This window comes from uncultured Williamsia sp. (assembly GCF_947494875.1).
Taxonomy (GTDB): Bacteria; Actinomycetota; Actinomycetes; order Mycobacteriales; family Mycobacteriaceae; genus Williamsia_A.
Genome location: NZ_CANLWM010000001.1, coordinates 318,781 through 337,602 on the forward strand (window position 1 = coordinate 318,781; position 18,822 = coordinate 337,602).

General features: G+C 70.9%; 19 protein-coding genes. 9 read left to right on the top strand and 10 right to left on the bottom strand.

All coding sequences use genetic code 11. The features are described from left to right. The first annotated feature begins 73 nt into the window (after nucleotides 1–73). Complete coding sequence (locus Q1A98_RS01685; protein ID WP_299569382.1) at nucleotides 74–451, top strand: hypothetical protein; 378 nt, start codon at nucleotides 74–76, stop codon at nucleotides 449–451. Between the two features lie 112 nt (nucleotides 452–563). Then, the gene (locus Q1A98_RS01690) at nucleotides 564–1,550 is read left to right on the top strand and encodes an MOSC N-terminal beta barrel domain-containing protein (protein WP_299569383.1); all 987 of its coding nucleotides are present in this window, start codon (nucleotides 564–566) and stop codon (nucleotides 1,548–1,550) included. A 13-nt stretch (nucleotides 1,551–1,563) separates the two neighbouring features. Here the strand turns inward: Q1A98_RS01690 and Q1A98_RS01695 are convergent, their stop codons facing one another. Together Q1A98_RS01695 and Q1A98_RS01700 are read right to left on the bottom strand one after the other, a co-directional pair. Continuing rightward, a complete protein-coding gene (locus tag Q1A98_RS01695) occupies nucleotides 1,564–1,719 on the bottom strand; it encodes a hypothetical protein (RefSeq protein ID WP_299569384.1) in 156 nt (51 codons plus the stop codon). Next, the gene (locus Q1A98_RS01700) at nucleotides 1,716–2,993 is read right to left on the bottom strand and encodes a cytochrome P450 (protein WP_299569385.1); all 1,278 of its coding nucleotides are present in this window, start codon (nucleotides 2,991–2,993) and stop codon (nucleotides 1,716–1,718) included. The genes Q1A98_RS01695 and Q1A98_RS01700 overlap by 4 nt, the downstream gene beginning before the upstream one ends. A gap of 91 nt (nucleotides 2,994–3,084) precedes the next feature. On the opposite strand from Q1A98_RS01700, the gene Q1A98_RS01705 reads away from it, so the two are divergent. Continuing rightward, nucleotides 3,085–3,717: a TetR family transcriptional regulator gene (locus Q1A98_RS01705; RefSeq protein ID WP_299569386.1), complete on the top strand. Its 633-nt coding sequence runs from the start codon at nucleotides 3,085–3,087 to the stop codon at nucleotides 3,715–3,717. 132 nt (nucleotides 3,718–3,849) lie between these two features. On the opposite strand, the gene egtD is transcribed toward Q1A98_RS01705, so the two are convergent. The 6 genes from egtD to Q1A98_RS01735 all read right to left on the bottom strand — a co-directional run bounded on the left by egtD (nucleotide 3,850) and on the right by Q1A98_RS01735 (nucleotide 10,510). After that, a complete protein-coding gene (gene egtD, locus Q1A98_RS01710; RefSeq protein ID WP_299569387.1) occupies nucleotides 3,850–4,836 on the bottom strand; it encodes an L-histidine N(alpha)-methyltransferase in 987 nt (328 codons plus the stop codon). Between the two features lie 23 nt (nucleotides 4,837–4,859). Next, on the bottom strand, nucleotides 4,860–5,594 hold the full coding sequence (gene egtC / locus Q1A98_RS01715; protein ID WP_299569388.1) for an ergothioneine biosynthesis protein EgtC: 735 nt from the start codon (nucleotides 5,592–5,594) through the stop codon (nucleotides 4,860–4,862). A gap of 3 nt (nucleotides 5,595–5,597) precedes the next feature. Further along, a complete protein-coding gene (gene egtB, locus Q1A98_RS01720; protein ID WP_299569390.1) occupies nucleotides 5,598–6,932 on the bottom strand; it encodes an ergothioneine biosynthesis protein EgtB in 1,335 nt (444 codons plus the stop codon). Further along, nucleotides 6,929–8,197: an ergothioneine biosynthesis glutamate--cysteine ligase EgtA gene (gene egtA / locus Q1A98_RS01725; RefSeq protein ID WP_299569391.1), complete on the bottom strand. Its 1,269-nt coding sequence runs from the start codon at nucleotides 8,195–8,197 to the stop codon at nucleotides 6,929–6,931. The genes egtB and egtA overlap by 4 nt, the downstream gene beginning before the upstream one ends. Nucleotides 8,198–8,282: 85 nt before the next feature. Then, nucleotides 8,283–9,818, bottom strand: a complete 1,536-nt coding sequence (locus Q1A98_RS01730) for a HAMP domain-containing sensor histidine kinase (RefSeq protein ID WP_299569392.1) — start codon at nucleotides 9,816–9,818, stop codon at nucleotides 8,283–8,285. Then, nucleotides 9,815–10,510: a response regulator transcription factor gene (locus Q1A98_RS01735; RefSeq protein ID WP_299569393.1), complete on the bottom strand. Its 696-nt coding sequence runs from the start codon at nucleotides 10,508–10,510 to the stop codon at nucleotides 9,815–9,817. Before Q1A98_RS01735 ends, Q1A98_RS01730 begins: the two co-directional genes overlap by 4 nt. A gap of 150 nt (nucleotides 10,511–10,660) precedes the next feature. Between Q1A98_RS01735 and Q1A98_RS01740 the strand changes: the two genes are divergently transcribed. The 4 genes from Q1A98_RS01740 (at nucleotide 10,661) to Q1A98_RS01755 (ending at nucleotide 14,055) form a co-directional block, all read left to right on the top strand. Further along, the gene (locus tag Q1A98_RS01740) at nucleotides 10,661–11,401 is read left to right on the top strand and encodes a hypothetical protein (protein ID WP_299569395.1); all 741 of its coding nucleotides are present in this window, start codon (nucleotides 10,661–10,663) and stop codon (nucleotides 11,399–11,401) included. 126 nt (nucleotides 11,402–11,527) lie between these two features. After that, nucleotides 11,528–11,698, top strand: a complete 171-nt coding sequence (locus Q1A98_RS01745) for a hypothetical protein (RefSeq protein WP_299569396.1) — start codon at nucleotides 11,528–11,530, stop codon at nucleotides 11,696–11,698. Between the two features lie 7 nt (nucleotides 11,699–11,705). Then, a complete protein-coding gene (locus Q1A98_RS01750; protein ID WP_299569398.1) occupies nucleotides 11,706–12,479 on the top strand; it encodes a putative protein N(5)-glutamine methyltransferase in 774 nt (257 codons plus the stop codon). Nucleotides 12,480–12,561: 82 nt separating this feature from the next. Then, a complete protein-coding gene (locus Q1A98_RS01755; RefSeq protein WP_299569399.1) occupies nucleotides 12,562–14,055 on the top strand; it encodes an SDR family NAD(P)-dependent oxidoreductase in 1,494 nt (497 codons plus the stop codon). On the opposite strand, the gene Q1A98_RS01760 is transcribed toward Q1A98_RS01755, so the two are convergent. Continuing rightward, nucleotides 14,009–15,292 (bottom strand): APC family permease, encoded by a 1,284-nt coding sequence (locus Q1A98_RS01760; RefSeq protein WP_299569401.1) that lies wholly within the window; start codon nucleotides 15,290–15,292, stop codon nucleotides 14,009–14,011. The genes Q1A98_RS01755 and Q1A98_RS01760 overlap by 47 nt on opposite strands. A 33-nt stretch (nucleotides 15,293–15,325) precedes the next feature. After that, complete coding sequence (locus Q1A98_RS01765) at nucleotides 15,326–16,267, bottom strand: alpha/beta hydrolase family protein (protein ID WP_299569403.1); 942 nt, start codon at nucleotides 16,265–16,267, stop codon at nucleotides 15,326–15,328. Nucleotides 16,268–16,478: 211 nt separating this feature from the next. Here Q1A98_RS01765 and Q1A98_RS01770 point away from each other — a divergent pair, with 211 nt between their 5' ends. Next, entirely contained in the window at nucleotides 16,479–16,922 is a 444-nt protein-coding gene (locus tag Q1A98_RS01770; protein WP_299569405.1) for a MarR family transcriptional regulator, read from the top strand. A 14-nt stretch (nucleotides 16,923–16,936) separates the two neighbouring features. Continuing rightward, the gene (locus Q1A98_RS01775) at nucleotides 16,937–18,772 is read left to right on the top strand and encodes an MFS transporter (RefSeq protein WP_299569407.1); all 1,836 of its coding nucleotides are present in this window, start codon (nucleotides 16,937–16,939) and stop codon (nucleotides 18,770–18,772) included. Nucleotides 18,773–18,822 lie beyond the last annotated feature (50 nt).

Consider the following 18,822-nt stretch of genomic DNA (forward strand, 5'->3'; position numbering starts at 1 on the left):
TGCGCTCTCCCGCGTCCGATTTGTACCGTACGTATGCACAGCAGCGGGTCGGGGACGACGACGGGAGAACCGGATGCGCACGACACGACGAGCGATCACCATCGCGACCGCAGCAGCCGCTGCCCTCGGGACGTCCCTGGGCGCGGCCGCCGCCGCGCCGACGGGATCCACGAGCGGACTGGGCGCCGACCTCGTGGCGGTGTCGAACAAGGTCTCGTTCTCGTGCGGGCTGAACGTCACGAACAACGGCCCCGAGACGGCGCGGTCGGTGACCGTGTACTCACCACCGTTCGGAGTGCACCCGATCGGCGACATCGCCCCGGGTCAGACGAAGTCGTACACCGAGCTCTGCTTCCTCAACACCGGGGTGCCCCAGCGGATGTACGCCGTCTCCGCGACGTTCGACCCGAACTACGGGAACAACAGCGCACAGACGAATCCACCGGTCTGACGCGTCCGCGCGGGCGACCCGGTCGGAGCCGAGCGGGTCGCTGCCGTGTGAGGCGACACAAAGCTCCCGCCCCCGTCGGTTGCCGACCGTCGTGAGGAACGAGGATTCCCGGATGACGCACGGCAGAGTCGCGCACCTGTGGCGGTACCCGGTGAAGTCCCTGGGCGGCGAACGACTCGAGCGGGCGTCTGTCACGCCGCGAGGACTGTCGGGCGATCGACTGTGGGCCGTCCGTGACCTGGAGCGCGAGGTCACCGCATCAGCTCGTCAACTGCCGGCGCTGCTGACCGCGTCAGCCCGCTACGCCGACGCCGTGCCCCCGGACGCGGGCCCCGGCAACGCCCCCGAGGTCGAGATCACCTTCCCCGGTGGCGATGTGCTGTCCAGCCGCGACAACCGGGTCCACGCTCGGCTGTCCGATCTGACCGGGCGCCGGGTGGCCCTGACGCCGTTGCCGCCTGCGGACGACGTGAGCCTGCACCGCCTGAACCGGGATCGTCAGGCCGACGTCACATCGCCGTCCTGGCTGCGGGAGGCGTTCGGTCTGGAACCCCACGAGAAGTTGCCCGACGCCTCGGTCGTGCGCGCGTCCGACCTGATGACCCTCGGCCGGTTCTCGACGCCGCCCGGGATGTTCGTGGACCTGGCCCCGATCCACGTGCTGACGACGAACAGTCTGGACACCATCGGCGCGGCGGTTGGCTCCGACGTCGACGTCCGGCGGTTCCGTCCCAACGTGCTGGTCACGCTGAGCGACACCGACGACGACCTACCGGAGGCGCGGTGGACGGGTGGCCGACTCACACTCGGAGGCGCCGTCCTCGACCTGACGCTTCCCACCATCCGCTGCGTGGTGCCGAGCCGAGCACAGCCCGGGTTCGACGTCGACCGCGGGATCACCCGCGCCCTGAGCGCCCGCGCCGAGCGCTGCCTCGGGAGCTACTGCTGGGTGGTCGAGGCAGGCGATGTCGGCGTCGGCGACGAGATCACCGTCCGACGTCCCGGCACCGCCGCCCGACTTCTCGACGACTCCGCCCGGCGTGCTCGCCGGTTCGCGTTCGGCGCGGTGGCCGGCGCGCTCGATCGACTACGTCGCTGACCGCCTCGACGACTCAGAAGTAGTGCGCCCGACCGGCGTTGAGCCGTCCGTTCCTGCCCGACGCGGCGAGCGTGGCACCGGCGACGGTCAGCACGATGCCGACGATCCAGATCCAGGGCACACCGACGATCGCGCCGACGACGATCGCGATGATGCCGAGGATCATCATGGTGTCGCGTACGACACCGGCAGGCGCTTGATGCCGTTGATCCAGCCGTGACGCAGACGCTCCGGGTCACCGAGGCGCGAGATGTCGGGGCAGTGATCGGCGATGGCGTTGAAGATCAGGTTGATCTCCATGCGCGCGAGGTTGGCGCCGATGCAGAAGTGGGTGCCGTTGCCACCGAATCCGACGTGCGGGTTCGGGTCCCGAGTGATGTCGAACGTGAACGGGTCGTCGAACACGTCCTCGTCGAAGTTGGCCGAGCCGTAGAACATCCCGACCCGCTCACCGGCCTTGATCTGCACCCCGTCGAGATCGACGTCGTGCTTGGCGGTGCGCTGGAAGCAATTCACCGGCGTCGCCCAGCGCACGATCTCGTCGGCCGCCGTCCGCGGACGGTCGCGCTTGAAGATCTCCCACTGCTCCGGGTTCTCCAGGAACGCGTTCATGCCGTGGCTGATCGCGTTGCGGGTGGTCTCGTTGCCGGCCACCGACAGCAGGATGAAGAAGTAGCCGAACTCGATCTCCGACAGGGACTCCCCGTCGAGATCGGCGTTGACCAGCTCGCTGACGATGTCCTCGGCCGGACACTGCTTGCGCTGCTCGGCCATCTGGTAGGCGTAGCCGAGCACCTCCGCCGACGCGGTCGTCGGGTCGACGGTGAACTCGGGGTCGTCGGCGTTCATCATCGAGTTCGACCACTCGAAGAGCTTCTCGCGGTCCTCGCTCGGGACGCCGAGGAGATCGGCGATGGCGATGAGCGGGAGGTCGACGGCGACCTGGTGCACGAAATCGCCTGTGCCCGAGGCGGCTGCCTTCTGCACGATCTCCGCGGCGTGCTTCTCCATCTCCTCCTGCAGCGCGTGGACCGCGCGCGGGGTGAAGAGTCGCGACACCAGCTTGCGCAGGCGGGTGTGCTCCGGCGGATCGTGGTTGATCAGCAGCGCCTTGGTGATCTCGAGCGCCTCCGGCGGCATCGTGTCCTCGAACCGCATGATCACGCCGTTGGCGTTGGTCGACCAGTTCTCGTCGTTCTTGGAGATCTCGCGGACGTGGCGGTGCTTGCTGACCACCCAGTAGCCACCGTCGTGGAAGCCACCGCCGGATCCCTCCGCCTGCGCGTTCCACCAGACCGGTGCGGTCTTCCGGAGTTCGGCGAACTCGGTGACCGGCATGCCCTTGTGCAGCAGGTCGGGGCTGGTGAAATCGAACCCGTCGTGCATGAAAGGGCAGGCGTGGGGATCACGCGCCGCCGCGGTGGTGCGATCATGGGTGGTCATCGTTCTCCTGACGCTTGCGTTCGAGACGGTATCTAGACCACTGGTTCCGATACCGCCGGTTACGCTACCACTGGCTCACGAAAGGGGCTACGTGTTCACACCAGATTCGTCACCGTCTCCGCGTGGCGGCCGCCCGCGCGACGAGACCGTCGACGACAAGGTGCTGCCCGTGGTGCGGGAACTACTGTTGGAGGTCGGCTGGAACGACCTGAGCGTGCGCGCGGTCGCGGCCCGGTCCGGGGTCGCCCGGGCCACCATCAACCGCCGGTGGGAGACCAAGGCCGCGTTGGTGTTGCATGCGGTCCTGAACGACCGCATCCGCCTCGACGACATCGGTACCGACCAGCCCGGCGGGTGGATCGAGGACCTCATCGGACAGAGCCGGGAGATCTTCTCCCACCCGGAGGTGCGGACCGCGCTGCCCGGTCTGCTCAGTACGTTCGAGCAGGACCCCGATCTCCGGGCGCAGCTGTGGACGGGACTGGCCGGGCCCGCAGCGGCGCGATACGCCACGGGTGGCGCGCCGGAGCGCCGCGATCAGGCCGAGGTCGACGCGCTCGCGATGATCATCATCGCCGCCGGCACCGCGCTGTTCACGAGCGTCCTGGCCCCCGACATCACCACCGAGCCGATCCGCGAACGCATCGACGAGCTGCTGCACGTCGCGGCCCGCGAGGTCACCGACGCGATGGACGAGGCGTCCCGCTCCGCCACCGTCGACTGAGCGGGATCACCCCGAATCCACGGCGCCGAGCGTGCAGTAGATCCCGCCCACCGTGCGGTAGATCCCGCCGAGCGTGCAGAACAACCCCGCTCGGCGGGATCTACTGCACGCTCGGCGAGTTGCGAGCCGCGGTCAGACCCGGGTCGCGAGGACGACGGCGAAGCGGTCGTCGGTGTCGGTGAAGACGCGGGTGACGTCGAAGCCGGCGGCGACCAGCTCCTCGGTGATGCCCTCGACGCGGAACTTCGCCGAGATCTCGGTCCGCATCTCCTCGCCCTCGGCGAACTCCACCTCGAGGTCGAGGTCGGCGACGTGGACCGTCATCGCCCGTCGGGCGCGCAGCCGCATCTCGATCCACTCGTTCTCGGAATCCCACAGGGCGACATGGTCGAACCCGTCGGGGTCGAAGTCGGCGTGCAGACGACCGTCGATGACCGACAGGACGTTCTTGTTGAACGCCGCCGTGACGCCCTGGGCGTCGTCGTAGGCGGGGACCACGATCGACTCGTCGACGACGAGCCCGACACCGATCAGCAGGTGTTCGCCGGGACGCAACGCGTCGGCGATGCCGGTGAGGAAGCCGGCGCGCTCCGTCGGCGTCAGGTTGCCCAGGGTGCCGCCGAGGAACGCGACCGTGCGGCCCGGTAGTTCCGGGATCGACACCGACAGGTCCGAGAAGTCGCTGACGATGCCCTCCACCGACAGCGCCGGGTAGGCGGTGGTCAGCTCGTCGACGGCACCCTGCAGAGCGCTGCTCGAGACGTCCTGCGGCACATACGTGGTGAGTGTCCCCGCGCGCACGCCGGCGTCGAGCAGGAGGCGCGTCTTCTCCGACGACCCCGACCCCAGTTCGACCAGCGTCTGCATGCCGGTGGTGGCGGCGACGGTGTCGGCGGCCGCGGACAGCACCGCACGCTCGGTGCGGGTCGGGTAGTACTCCGGCAGTGCGGTGATCTCCTCGAACAGCTCGCTGCCGCGGGCGTCGTAGAACCACTTGGGCGGCAGATGCTTCGGTGAGGCGGTGAGACCGGCGCGGACGTCGGCGACGAGAGACGCGTCGATGTCCGCATCGGTCAGGTGGACCTGGACGGGGATCGCCGCGGAGGGCATGGAAGTCACGGGGTGTCCTGTCGGTTCGGTGTTCAGAGATCGGTCACGGTGACGCCGTCGCGGGATGCGACGACGAGCGAGCGGTCGGCAACGGGGTGCCAGCGGGGATCGGTGTCGAGTGGTTCGGAGGCGACGATCACGACGTCGTCGTCTGCGAACACCGACAGCGAGTGGTGCACGGTGGTCGCCCAGAGCGAGACACCGTCTCCCAGGAGGAGGTTCAGTCGTGAGCCGGGTCCTGTCCGGTCGAGGTCGGCGACGACGGACCGCAGGACGCTCGCGGGGTCGTCGTCACGGAGGCGGTGGCGGATGACCGACCACAGGCCGGCGGAGTCGGTCGCCGCGGGTTGCCGCAGCAGGTCGACGACCGGCACGTCCTGCGCGAGTGGCGCGAGACTGCCGGGCCACCCGCGGACGACACCGTTGTGGCTGAAGGCCCAGGGGCCGTCGACGAACGGCGCGGACGCGGTGGGCGTGACCGGCATCCCCGAGGTGGCCGACCGGACGGCCGCGAGGACGGCCCCCGACCGCACCGACGCCAGCGCCCCGCCGATCGCGGGATCACCCCAGGCGGGCATCGCGGAGACGTGGACGGATGCGCGGGCGGGCTCGTCCCACCACGCGGCGCCGAAGCCGTCGGCGTTGGCGACGGCGTCGCAGCGCATGTCCGTCGGCGCCCACGACTGGACGACGAGGGAGTGCTCACCTCGCGTGAGGATGTCACCGACACTGGTGACCGGGCCGAGATAGCCCAGATGGCGGCACATCGATCAGGCGACGTCTCGCGCGAGTCGGAGCCCGGAGAAGATCTGACGACGGATCGGGTGGTCCCAGTTGCGGAACGTGGTCCGCACCGCGACGGGGTCGGTGCCGAACGAACCGCCTCTCAGCACGCGGTAGTCGCCGCCGAAGAACACCTCGGAGTACTCCGGGTAGGGGAACATCGCGAAACCCGGGTAGGACTCGAACCCGCTGGACGTCCACTCCCACACGTCGCCGACCATCTGGTGCACGCCGAGCGGCGACGCACCGCCCGGGTAGGCCCCGATGTCCGCCGGTTCCAGGTGCCGCTGTGCGAGATTGGCGCGCTCGGGGGTGGGGTCGTCGTCGCCCCAGGGGTATCGGCGACCGGCTGTCGGCGCAGCGGGGTCGAACCGGGCGGCCTTCTCCCATTCCGCCTCGGTCGGCAGACGTCCACCCGCCCAGCGGGCGAACGCCTCGGCCTCGAAGTAGCAGACGTGGACCACCGGCGAATGCGGGCGCAGCGGTGTCATCGTGCCGAAGACGCGACGGAACCACCGCCCGTCGACGTCGCGCTCCCAGAACTGCGGTGCAGTCAGGCCGGCCTCGACGCGATGCGCCCAGCCCCGCTCGCTCCAGAGATCGGGCCGCTCGTATCCGCCGTCGTCGATGAACGCGCACCATCGGTCGTTCGTCACCGGGAACCGTTCGATCGCGAACGCGGGCACCGACACCCGGTGCGCCGGCCGCTCGTTGTCGAGGGCCCAGGGGTCGAGATCGGTGCCCATGACGAAGTCACCCACGGGGACGATCACCTCGTCGACGACAGGCGCCGTGGCGACCCGCGGAGCGTCCGGAGCACGCAGCGCGGTCGGCCCCGACCGCAACTGGTGCGTCGCGAGCATGGTCTCGTCGTGCTGCTGTTCGTGCTGCGCGATCATCGCGAACGCGAAACCCTGGTCGACGAGTCGCTCCCCGGACAAGGGCGAGCCGTCGAGGACCTCGAGTGCGTGGTCACGGACCCCGGCCGCGTAGGCCCGGGCCTGTGTCGGGTCGAGCAGGGGCAGGTCGGGGCGGCTGGCACGGGCGTGCCGGAACGCGTCGTAGAGGTCGTCGAGATCGGGGCGGAGCGGTGCGCGGCGCCCGACCTCCCGGATCAGCCACATCTCCTCCTGGTTGCCGATGTGCGCGAGATCCCACACCAGCGGACTCATCAACGGCGAGTGCTGGCGGCGGAGATCGTCGTCGGAGACGGCGTCGACCAGACCCGCTGTGCGGGAACGGGCGTCGCGCAGGACGGTCTCGAGGCGGTTCCGGACCTCGCGGGGGTCCTCGGCGAGGGCCTCGTCGTGCAGGGCGGTCATCGGTGCGGGGCTTCCTGTGTGGTCGGGAGTTCGGCGTGCGACGGCGTCTGCGCCGCCGGGGGTTCGCCCCGCGCACAACGCGCGGCGGCGGCACCGACGAGATCTCGGTCGATCCCGGGAGGGATGACGTCGGCGGCGAGGGTGAGCAGACGTGCTGCGGTGGAACGCAGTTCGGGGTCGGACAGTCCGCGCCGCGCACCGCGCACCCACGCGTCGGCTGTGGCTCCGGCGATCGCGTCGACCTCGGCACCGACGGCGTCGTCGGACATCAGCGCCGCGACGGCCGCGATCGGTACCCGCCAGAGACCGTCGGGCTGCCCGTCGAGGTAGCGGACCTCGAGATGTCCCTGCGGCCGCACCATCGGGAAGACGGTGGTCACGTGGTAGGCGAGGTCGTCGGCGTCGGGCCGGCGGCCGACGGCGTCGTCGAGGTGTCCGTCCATCCAGTCGGCGAACGTCGCTCCCGCCGACGGCGCGAACCAGGTGCCGTCGGCGCATCGCACGCACAGCAGCGGGACGGAGAGCACCCAGTCGGCGTAGTCCTCGATCGTCTGGGCGTGCGGCGGGATCCGGGTGCGGTCGGTGCCGAGCCACGCCCGCATGCGTTGCGACGCCCAGTGTTCGTCGTCGGCGCCGTGCAACCGTGGCGAGCACGCGAACGCCGCGGTCATGGCCGGGCCGATGGTGTGGAGCCGCGTCCATCGGCTCACCGCGTGGTCGGGATCGACGCCGGCGTCGAATGCGACCTGCACGGCGGCGGTGTTGCACATCATCAGCGACCCCCAGATACCCCGCAGGGCGAACGCCGACTCCATGGAGCGGTAGCGGTCGCTGGCCAGGATGCGGTGCGGGGCGCGACTCGCGTCGCCGGCACCCGCGATCACCCGGATGCCCTGCGCGGCGAGGAGTCCGCGGAGTTCTCGCTCGTCGGCGGACAGGGCGCCGCAGAGCTCGGCGACGGAATCGAAGGGTGTGCTGGAGAGTTCGATCTGCCCGCCCGGCTCGACGGAGACGTAGCTTCCGGAGGTCAGGGGGCGGGCCGGTGAGGCGGGAGAGACGGTGCGCGGGGCGTGGTCTCCGAGCGCTGCGGCGAGGCGCAGGACATCGGGACGGGCGGCGGGATCGTGCGTCTCGGTGGTGCGGGTGAACCATTCGAGTTCGGCGCCGACGAGTCGGGGCGGTCCGAGCTTGAAACAGACACGGGTGAGGTGCGCGGCCGCTGCCGGTCGCGACGTGATCCCCGTGGGTGTGGTGGTGGTCGTCATGACACCTTCCCGGGCCTGGGTCCGTGGGAGTCGGGGGCGTAGGGGGCGCCGCCGTCTGCAGGGCCCGTTCGATGACACCTCGATGCTACAAAGTCGGGGCGACAGGCACATCGGACTGCGACAACTCCCCAGGTCGAGTCGGCAGGAACACGACGAATCGGGCACCGGTCCCGGACGGTTGTACGCAGCGGACGTCCCCGCCGTGCGCGCGCGCGAGCGCCCGCGCGATGGGCAGACCCAGTCCGGCACCGGGGGTGTCGCGTGCCCGGTCGAGCCGCACGAGCCTGTCGAAGATGCGCTCGCGGTCACCGACGTCGACGCCGGGACCGTCGTCGGTCACGGCGATGGTGGCGGTGTGCCCGTCGGTGGTGAGGTCGACGTCGATCGCGCCGGCGGGGTCGCTCACCCGGGCGGCGTTCTCGAGCAGGTTGGTGAGGATCTGACCGATCCGTCCGGGGTCGACGCGCGCGGGCACGCTCACCGGTCCGTGACGCGCGATCCGCAGCCCGGGGTGGACGAGGGCGGCACGGTCGACCGCCCCGTCGACGATGGTCGCCAGATCCGCGTCCACCAGGTCGAGCGCGGGGTCGTCGTCGATGCGCGCCATGTCGAGCAGGTCGTCGACGAGCCGCGACGCATGGCGGGACTCCCGCACCAGCAGGTCCGACCACCGCGCGAGACGTTCGGGACGGTCCGCGCCGTCGCGGGCGATCGACTCGGCGACGGCGGACAGCCCGGCGATCGGGGTCCGCATCTCGTGGGCCGCGTCGGCGAGGAAACGTTTCATGTCGGCCTCGGCGCGACGGGCCGTCTCCGCGGCCGTCCGCTGGGCGGTCTCGGCGGCCTCCAGCGCGTCGAGCATCTCGTCCATCGACTCCGCGGTGCGCCCCAGTTCGGTCGACGGCGACGCGGGTCGGACACGACGACCGCGGTCGCCGGAGGTGATGTCGCGCGCGACGGCCACCATCGCCTCGAGCGGCCGGAGTGCTCGACGCACGACGACCAGGATCAGCCCCGTCGCGACCGCGAGTGCGACGAGCCCGGCCGCCAGCATCAGCCATCGGAGCTGGTGGCGGACCTGGGTGATGGAGGTGGTGTCACCGAGCAGGGTCACCGTCGAGCCGTCGGGCAGTGCCCGCGTGACGACCAGTGCGTCGCCCGGCGGCCCGGGCGCACCCGCTCCCGGTCCGAGTCCGTCCGGTCCGAGCCCGTCCGCCCCACCCGGTGCGGGCGGTCCGCCGTCATCGACGCGTGGGCCCCGACCGCCCGACGGCCGCGGCGGGCGCATCTGCCCGGGATCGTCGAGGACGGGTCCCGGCGTCTGGTAGACCGTCCCGTCCGCGGTGCGCAGCCGCACGCGGATCGAGTCCCCCTGCAGGGCGGTCACCAGATCCTGCCCCTGGTATCCCTCGGCCAGCAGCGACGGGGCGCGATCGGCGCGATCGGTGACCCGGGCCGACAGGTCGGACCGCAACCGCTGACCGAGCGCGACGTCGACGGCGAACCCGACGACCACCAGGAGCACGGCGAACGCGACGGTCACCGCGACGACGACCCGCCATCGCAGCGACGGCGTCGGGGTGGCGCCCGGGACGGGGGATCGCCGCCGGAGTGGGGTCACTGCGCGGCCCGCAGCACATACCCCAGCCCGCGCACCGTGTGGATCATGCGGGGACCGTGGGCCTCCATCTTCCGGCGCAACGCGCTCACGTGTACCTCGACGAGGTTGACGTCGTAGGCGTCGTATCCCCAGACCGCCTGCAGGATCTGCCGTTTCGTGACGGTCCGACCCCGCTGAGCGACCAGGAACTCCGCCAGCCGGAACTCGGTCGCCGTCACGTCCAGCACCGTGTCACCCCGCGTGATCGTCGACCCGTCCGGGTCGACGAGGAGGTCGCCGACGGTGATCGCCGCGGCCCGACCGCCGCGACGACGGAGGACCGCGTCGGCCCGGGCGAGCAGCTCCTCGAGGCGGAACGGCTTGACGACGTAGTCGTCGGCGCCACCGTGCAGACCCCGCAGACGGTCGTCGATGTGGTCGCGTGCGGTGAGCATGATGATCCCGGCGTCGCTGCGGGTGCGCACGACGTCGATGAGGTCGAAGCCGTCGCGGCCGCCGGGGAGCATGACGTCGAGGATCACCAGGTCGGGACGGCGCCCCTCGACGAGCTCCTCCATCCCCTCCCCGGAGGGGACGCCGTAGGCGAGGTAGCCCGCGTCGGCGAACGCGGCCACGACGGGTTCACGGATGGCGTCCGCGTCCTCGACCACCACCATCCGTCGGGCGGCACTGAACTCCCCTGCACTCGTCACGATCTCCCATTGTGGGGACGAGCCTGAAGTCAGGCTGAAGACCGCGCCGATCCCCGCCCGATTCAGGGTGGCTTCAGGTCCGCCGCCCACCGTCGTGCGTGCCGCCGGTGACAGACCTCGCCGGCCAGCGACAACGGAAGGTGATGCCACATGGCTGACAAGAACGACGACCGGACACCGGGCGCGGGAGATCGCGGCGGCGCGGACGTCACGCGCCCGATGGACCGGATCCAGGACAGCGGGACTCCCGCGGCGCCCTACGCGGCGCCGGTCTCCGACACGGTTCCTCCGACCGAGACAGCGACGCCGCGCACCTCGCGCATGCAGCGCATGCGGGCGAGCGCGTCGAAGCCGTGGGTGCCCGTCGCGGCGATCGCCGTGGGTGCCGCCCTCGTGGGTGCGATCGTCACCTCGGCGGTCTTCGTCGCGAACCCGGTCCACGAGAACGTGAGCACGGCCTCGTCGAACAGTGCGCTGCCGCAGTCCGGCGGGCAGAACGGCTCGACCGGTCAGGGACCCGACGGTCAGAACGGCCCCGGGGCAGGTGGGCAGCAGCAGGCGCCGAACGGCCAGGCTCCGCAGCCGCCGAACGGTCAGGGCCCCGACGGCAAGGCCGGTCCCGGTGGTCCGGGTGGCCCCGGCGGTCCGGGTGGACCCGGATGCGCCCCCGCCGGCCCGGGTGGACCCGGCGGCAAGGGCCCCGACGGCAAGGGACCCGACGGCAAGGGCGCACCGCAACCGCCGAACGGTGGGCAGGCGCCGCAGGCCCCGAACGGCCAGGCACCGCAGCCGCCCGCCCAGAACGGACAGGCCCCGCAGGCACCCCAGCCGCCGAACGGTGGCCAGGCACCGCAGCCGCCGAGCGGCGCACCCGCCCCCCAGGGGAGCTGACCGCACGACCCCACCGCACCCCCTCCGGCCCCGGAGGGGGTGCGGTGCGTCCGGGCCCGCCCGTAGCGTGGGGGTACGCCGAGCCCAGGCGCGACGCACCTACCTCGAGCAGATGGCGAGCACCGCATGAGCAACTTCCCGCACGACAAGGAGTCGCAGGTCGGCGAGACCGACGAGATCCGGCGCGAGGAGAAGGTGTACGAGGCGGGACAACCCGACGGCGATGCTCCCGCCAACGAGATCGATCCCGACGAGCACTCCGCCGGCGGGTCCGACGGGACGACCGACGGGACCTAGGACGCGCGTGGCACCGGCCGGCCACCAGGAGGTCGTCGACGAACTGCGCGCCGCGGGCTGCGTGTTCGCCGAGGAGGAGGCGCGGATCCTCCTGGAGTCGGCACCCGACGACGTCGCCGGGCTCGTCGCCCGGCGGGTCGCGGGTGAGCCGCTCGAGCACCTCGTCGGCTGGGTCGAGTTCGCCGGCACCCGGTTGGCGGTCACGCCCCGTGTGTTCGTACCCCGGCAACGGACCGAACTGCTGGCGCACATCGCGGCCGAGGCCTGCGGCACCGACGACACCGTCGTCGACCTCTGCTGCGGGATCGGCGCGGTCGCGCACGTGGTCGCGCGGCAGCACCCGCGGCGGCTGTTCGCCGTCGACATCGACCCGGCCGCGACGGCCTGCGCGCGGCGCAACCTGCCCGACGCGACCGTCCTGACGGGCGACCTGTGGGACCCCCTGCCCGACGAACTGCACGGCTCCGTCGACGTCGTGGTGGCCAACGCGCCCTATGTCCCGACAGCGGCGGTCGGCTCGATGCCGCGGGAGGCGCGCGAGCACGAACCCCGTCACGCCCTCGACGGTGGTGACGACGGGCTGCAGGTCGCCCGCCGCATCGTCACAGGCAGCGATGCCTGGCTGACCCCGCACGGCATGCTGGCGATCGAGACCTCGTCGCTGCAGGCCGATGCCCTCACAGCGGCGGTGACCGGCGCCGGACTGGTCGCCGAGGTGGTCGAGGACGACGAGTCGGGAGGCGTCGTGGTCGTCGGCCGCCGCCACCCACGACCCGCGTGAGAACAAACCGACAATCGGGGTCGTTGACCCCGACGACGACCGCGCGTTCCCTCACGGGAACACCCACGGAAGGCAGCACACCATGAGCACCACCGGAACGGCACTGGTGACCGGAGCGACCGGCTACATCGGAGGCCGCCTCGCCCCGCGCCTGGCCGCGGCCGGCTGGACGGTGCGCGCCCTGGCCCGCACCCCGGCCAAACTCGCCGACGCGCCATGGGTCGGCGACGACACCGTCGTGCAGGGCGACCTCTCCGACCGCGACTCGCTGATGCGGGCGTTCGAGGGCGTCGACGTCGTCTACCACCTGGTGCACTCGATGGGTGGCGACGGCACCGGCGACTTCAAGGAGGAGGAGGCCGAGTCGGCGCGCAACGTCGCCGCGGCCGCGAAGGCCCGCGGTGTCTCCCGCATCGTCTATCTCGGCGGCCTGCACCCCGACGGCACGAAGCTGTCGAAGCACCTCGCCTCGCGCGTCGAGGTCGGCGAGATCCTCCTGGACTCGGGCATCGAGACCGTCGTGCTACAGGCCGGCGTCGTGATCGGGTCGGGCTCGGCGTCGTTCGAGCTCATCCGCCACCTCACCGAGCGGCTGCCCGTCATGACGACGCCCCGCTGGGTGCACAACACGATCCAGCCCATCTCGATCCGCGACGCGCTGCACTACCTCGTCGGAGCGGCCGACGCCGCTGTGCCCGACAGTCGCACCTGGGACATCGGTGGCACCGAGGTCTTCGAGTACGGCGAGATGATGCAGCTCTACGCCCAGCAGGCCGGCCTGCCGCGCCGGCGCATGATCGTCATCCCGTACCTCACCCCGACCCTCGCCAGCCGGTGGGTCGGCACGGTCACCCCCATCCCGACGTCGCTGGCCCGCCCGCTGGTGGAGTCACTCGAGTGCGACGCGGTGATGAAGAACCACGACATCGACGACGTGATCGCCCGCCCCGACGACGGCCTGATGACCTACCGACAGGCACTCGACGCCGCCCTTGATCGCGTCCGTCGCGCCGACACCTCCGTGACGTGGGCGAACGCCGACGCGTCGGTGTCACCGGCCGAACCGTTGCCGACCGACCCGGACTGGTCCGGTGAGGACGTGATGGTCGAGGAACGGACGGCGTCGACCGAGATCACCCCGGAGCAGCTGTGGAACACCGTCTCCTCGCTCGGCGGTGACACGGGATGGTTCACGCTCGACGCCCTGTGGCGTGCCCGCACCGCTGTCGACCTTGTCGTCGGCGAGGGTCCGGGCCCGAAGAAGCGCGGGTCGGCGGGCGGACCGGCCAAGGGCGAGCCCCTCGACTGGTGGCGCGTCGAGGACGTCGAACCCGGCAGGCTGCTGCGGTTGCGGGCGGAGACGACGATGCCCGGCACCGCCTGGCTGGAGCTCGGTGTGGAGCCCGACGGGTCCGGCGCGCGGCTTCGTCAGCGGACGATCTTCTACCCGAAAGGCCTTGCCGGGCTGGGCTACTGGTACGCGCAGCTACCCGCACACAAGGCGATCTTCGCGACGTTGGTGCGCGACATCATCCGGAACGCGGAGAAGTCCGCCGCCTCCCCGACCCGCGCGTGACGGTCAGCCGGTAGAGCCCGCCCACGGCGGCGACGACCACGCCGGCCACCACGGACGCGACGGGTAGGGATGCGGCCAGCACCACGCACCCGATCGCACCGACGACGTGCACGGCCCGGGGGTACCGGCGATCGGCGCCGGACTGCGTCATCGCCGAGAGGTTCGCGACGAGGTAGTAGAGCAGCACGCCGAACGACGAGAACCCGATCGCGCCGCGCAAGTCCACGGTGAGGACCGCGACGGCGACGATCACGCCGACGGTGATCTCCATGCGGTGCGGCACCGAGAACCGCGGGTGCACCGCCGCGAGCGGCCGGGGGAGGTCGCCGGTCCGTGCCATCGCCAGGCCGGTGCGTCCGATCCCCGCGACGAGCGCGAGCAGTGCGCCGAGGGCGGCGACCGCGGCCGCGACCCGGACCAGCGGCGCGATGACGTCGGCGCCGCTCGCGGACACCACCGCGACCAACGGTGTCGCGGTGTCGGCGAGCCTGTCGGCGCCGAGGACGGCCACCGCGGTGACACCGACCGCCGCGTAGACGACCAGGGCGCCGCTGAGCGCTCCGACGATGGCCCGCGGGATCGCCCGTCGAGGGTCGCGGACCTCCTCGGCGAGGGTGGCGATCCGTGCGTAGCCGGCGAAGGCGAAGAACAGCAGGCCGGCCGCCTGGAGCACGCCGTGGACACTGCTCCCGGCGCGACCGAGGTCGAGGTTCTCGGCGTGGGGATCCCCGCCGATCGCCCCGACGGCCACCACCACGACGAGCACGGCGACGACAGCGGTGACGATGATCGCGGTGGCGGTCGCGGTCCGGGTGACCCCGAGACAGTTCACCGTCACCACCGCGACAACGGCGGCGACCGCGACGACGGGTCCCCACGTCGCCCCGGCCACGTAGGTCCCGATGGTGAGCGCCATCGCGGCGCAGCTGGCTGTCTTGCCGACGACGAACATCCATCCGGCCGCGAAGCCCCACCACTCCCCGAGGCGTTCGCGGCCGTACAGGTAGGTGCCCCCGGCCTCGGGGTACTGCGCGGCGAGCTGCGCCGAGGACAGGGCGTTGCACACGGCGACGACTGCGGCGATCGCGAGACCGACCAGCAGCCCGGAGCCCGCCGCGGCGGCCGCGGGCGCGAAGGCGGTGAAGACGCCCGCGCCGATCATCGAGCCGAGGCCGATGACCGTCGCCTGCGTCGTCGACAGACGGCGGGAGAGACGACCGGAGCCCGGCGTGGTCACGATGACCTCACCGGGCTCCGGGATTCGTCTGCGTCAGGCGCCGAGCGCCGGACCGAGGGTGGAGAACCACGCCTCCTTGAGGCGGGCCTGCCAGTAGGTCCACCAGTGGGTGCCGTCCTGCGTGATGTGGGTGACGGGGTTGATCCCGTTCATCCGCAGGGTGCCGATGTACTGCTGGCTGGCGATGCCGGCCGCGGTCTCGAGCGGCACGAACTGCGCGAACTTCACCGGGTCGGCGGTCGGGTCGATGTTCGAGCCACCCAGGCCGGCCGAGATGTAGACGCGCTTGCCGCGCAGGTTGCCCGCATGCAGGGCGGGGTCCTTGGCGAGCCACTGGCCGCCGGGCCAGACACCCCACATGTTGTTGACGTCGCCGCCGATCTGTCCGACGGCCAGGCCGATGCCCTGCGCGAACCCGGGCTCGCTGCTCACCGGGTAGCCGCTGAACGAGGCCACGCCCTGGTACATGTTCGGGTGGTCGGTGGCGAGGATCAGCGCCGAGGTGCCGCTCATCGACAGGCCGGCGATCGCGTTGCGCACGCCGTCGGAGCCGAAGCGCGCCTTCATGGCCGCCGGGAGCTCACGCGTCAGGAAGGTCTCCCACTTGACGTTGCCCAGCACGGGGTCGCGGTTCTGCCAGTCCTGGTAGAACGTGCCGGCACCGCCGTAGGGCAGCACGACGTTGACGTTCTTGTTGGAGAAGAACCGGACGACGTCGGTGTTGATGAGCCAGCCGTTGTCGTTGTTCGGCGCACGCAGGCCGTCGAGCAGGTACAGCGTCGGCGCACTGTTGCTGCCGTTGGCCGCGCGAAGGACCCGGACGGGGATGTTCTTCCCCATCGCGGCCGAGAAGACCTGCGCGTCCGCGGGACGGGCCTGCGCGGGGGTGGTGGAGACGACGCCGGCGACACCCGCGGCGGTCACGGTTGCCACGAGGACGGCGGTGATGCGCGTCCGGAGGCTGCGAATCGACATGAGTGGTGGTGGTCCTTCGGTCGTCGTCGATCAGGATCCCCCGGAGGGTAACAGGCCAATAACGCAGCGGCAGAACCGTGACGGCGAGACCGGGCACACGCGACATTCCCCCGTCCACCGGCGGCAACCTGCGGTTTCCTTTACGACTCGATTACTTAGCATCTAGCAACTAACCTCTTTCAGGTCCCACCGGACCGACGAGGGAGGACCCATGGCGACGACGACACCCACCCGCACCGGACGTGCCGTGACCGTCTACACCGCACTCGCGCGGATCATCCGCACCCTGCGCAACGAGACGGGTGCGGGGTCACTGTCCCTCGGCGCCACCTCGGCGCTGTGGGTGCTGGTGACCAACCCGCCGATGCGCCTCTCCGATCTCGCCGCCCACGAGGGCGTCACCGCGCCGACGATGTCGCGGATCGTCTCGTCCCTGGAGCGCGACGGCATGGTCCGACGCACCGCCGATCCCGGCGACGGTCGCGCCAGCCTGATCGAGCCCACCGAGGACGGGGCCGACCTGATCCAGGGCACCACGTCCCGCCGCGCGCGACTGGTCGAGGATGCGCTGAGCCGCCTCGAACCGGGTGACCGCGCCGCGGCCGAGCGCTCCATCGAGTTGCTCGCCGCCGCACTGTCCACGTCCCGCGCCTGAAGAGGAAGTCCGAGATGACACACCGCTCCACGGCCCTGCTCGACCGGCCTGACGCACCCGAACCGTCGCGGTCCGGCCGCACCCGGTCGATCGCCGAACTCGGTCCCCACTACAAGTGGATCGCGTTGTCCAACACCACGTTGGGCACGCTCATCGCCTTCATCAACTCGTCGATCGTGCTGATCGCCCTGCCTGACATCTTCAAGGGGATCGGGCTGAACCCGCTGCAGCCCGAGAACACCAGCTACCTGCTGTGGATGATGATGGGCTTCTTCGTCGTCACCGCCGTGCTGGTCGTCAGCTTCGGCCGCCTCGGTGACATGTTCGGGCGCGCACGCATGTACAACATGGGCTTCGCCGTCTTCACGCTGTCGTCGATCTTCCTGGCGTGCACGTGGTTCGACGGCAGCACGGCCGCCATCTGGCTGATCTTCTGGCGCGTGATCCAGGGCGTCGGCGGCGCGTTCCTGATGGCGAACTCGTCGGCGATCCTCGCCGACGCGTTTCCCGAGCGACAGCGTGGGCTCGCCCTCGGCATCAACGGCGTCGCCGCGATCAGCGGCTCGTTCCTGGGCCTGCTGGTGGGCGGTGTTCTCGCGCCGCTGAACTGGCACCTCGTCTTCCTCGTGTCGGTGCCGTTCGGTGTCGTCGGAACTGTCTGGGCCTACCTGAAGCTGCACGACACCGGCGTGCGCAAGCGGACGTCGATGGACTGGTGGGGAAACATCACCTTCGCGGTGGGGCTCGTCGCCGTCCTCGTCGGGATCACCTACGGCATCCAGCCCTACGGCTCGTCGAACATGGGCTGGCAGAGCCCGCTCGTGTTGGGCTGCATCATCGGCGGCCTCCTGGTCCTCGCACTGTTCGTCGTGATCGAGATGCGCGTGGCGAACCCGCTGTTCCAGCTGAGCCTGTTCCGCAACCGGTCGTTCCTGTTCGGCAACGTGGCCAACCTCTTCGGTTCCATCGGCCGCGGCGGACTGCAGTTCACGCTGATCATCTGGCTGCAGGGGATCTGGTTGCCGCAGCACGGATACGACTACTCGCGGACCCCGCTGTGGGCGGGCATCTACATGGTGCCGCTGACCATCGGCTTCCTCCTGGTGGCGCCGATCTCCGGGTTCCTGTCGGACCGCGTGGGCACCAAGTGGTTCACCACCAGCGGACTGCTGCTGACAGCGATCACCTTCGTCGCGCTCATCGTGATCCCGGTCGACTTCAACTACTGGGTGTTCGCCGCGATCCTGTTCGTCAACGGCATCGCGATGGGACTGTTCTCGTCGCCGAACCGCGCCGAGGTGATGAACAGCCTCCCGGCCAACGCCCGCGGGTCGGGCGCCGGGATGATGACGACGTTCCAGAACTCGGCGATGGTGCTCTCCATCGGACTGTTCTTCAGCCTCATGATCGCCGGACTGTCCGAGCATCTGCCGGCCGCGATGAGTGGCGGGCTGAGCGCGAACGGCGTCGCCCCGGCCGACGCGAATCAGATCGCGCACCTACCGACAGTCGCCGTGCTGTTCGCCGCGTTCCTCGGCTACAACCCCGTCAAGGAACTGCTGGGTCCGCACATCGACCAGCTGTCGCAGGCGAGCCAGGAGCACCTGACCGGGCTCAGCTTCTTCCCGCACCTCATCTCGGAGCCGTTCTCGTCCGGCCTGACCGCGGCGTTCACCTTCGCCGTCGTCTGCTGTGTCCTGGGCACCATCGCGTCGCTCTTCACGGGCGGCTCGCGCCGGGCTGCGAAGGGGGAGCCGCACGAGAGCGTCGGCGAGGAGCTGGCCGCCGCATCCCTGACCCCGGGGATGGCCCGCGACCCCGAGCACGCGGAGGCCCCAGCGCGTCGCTAGGCCGCCGCATCACGGCTGAGAACCGCCCCGAGAAGGGTCTCCGACGGCAT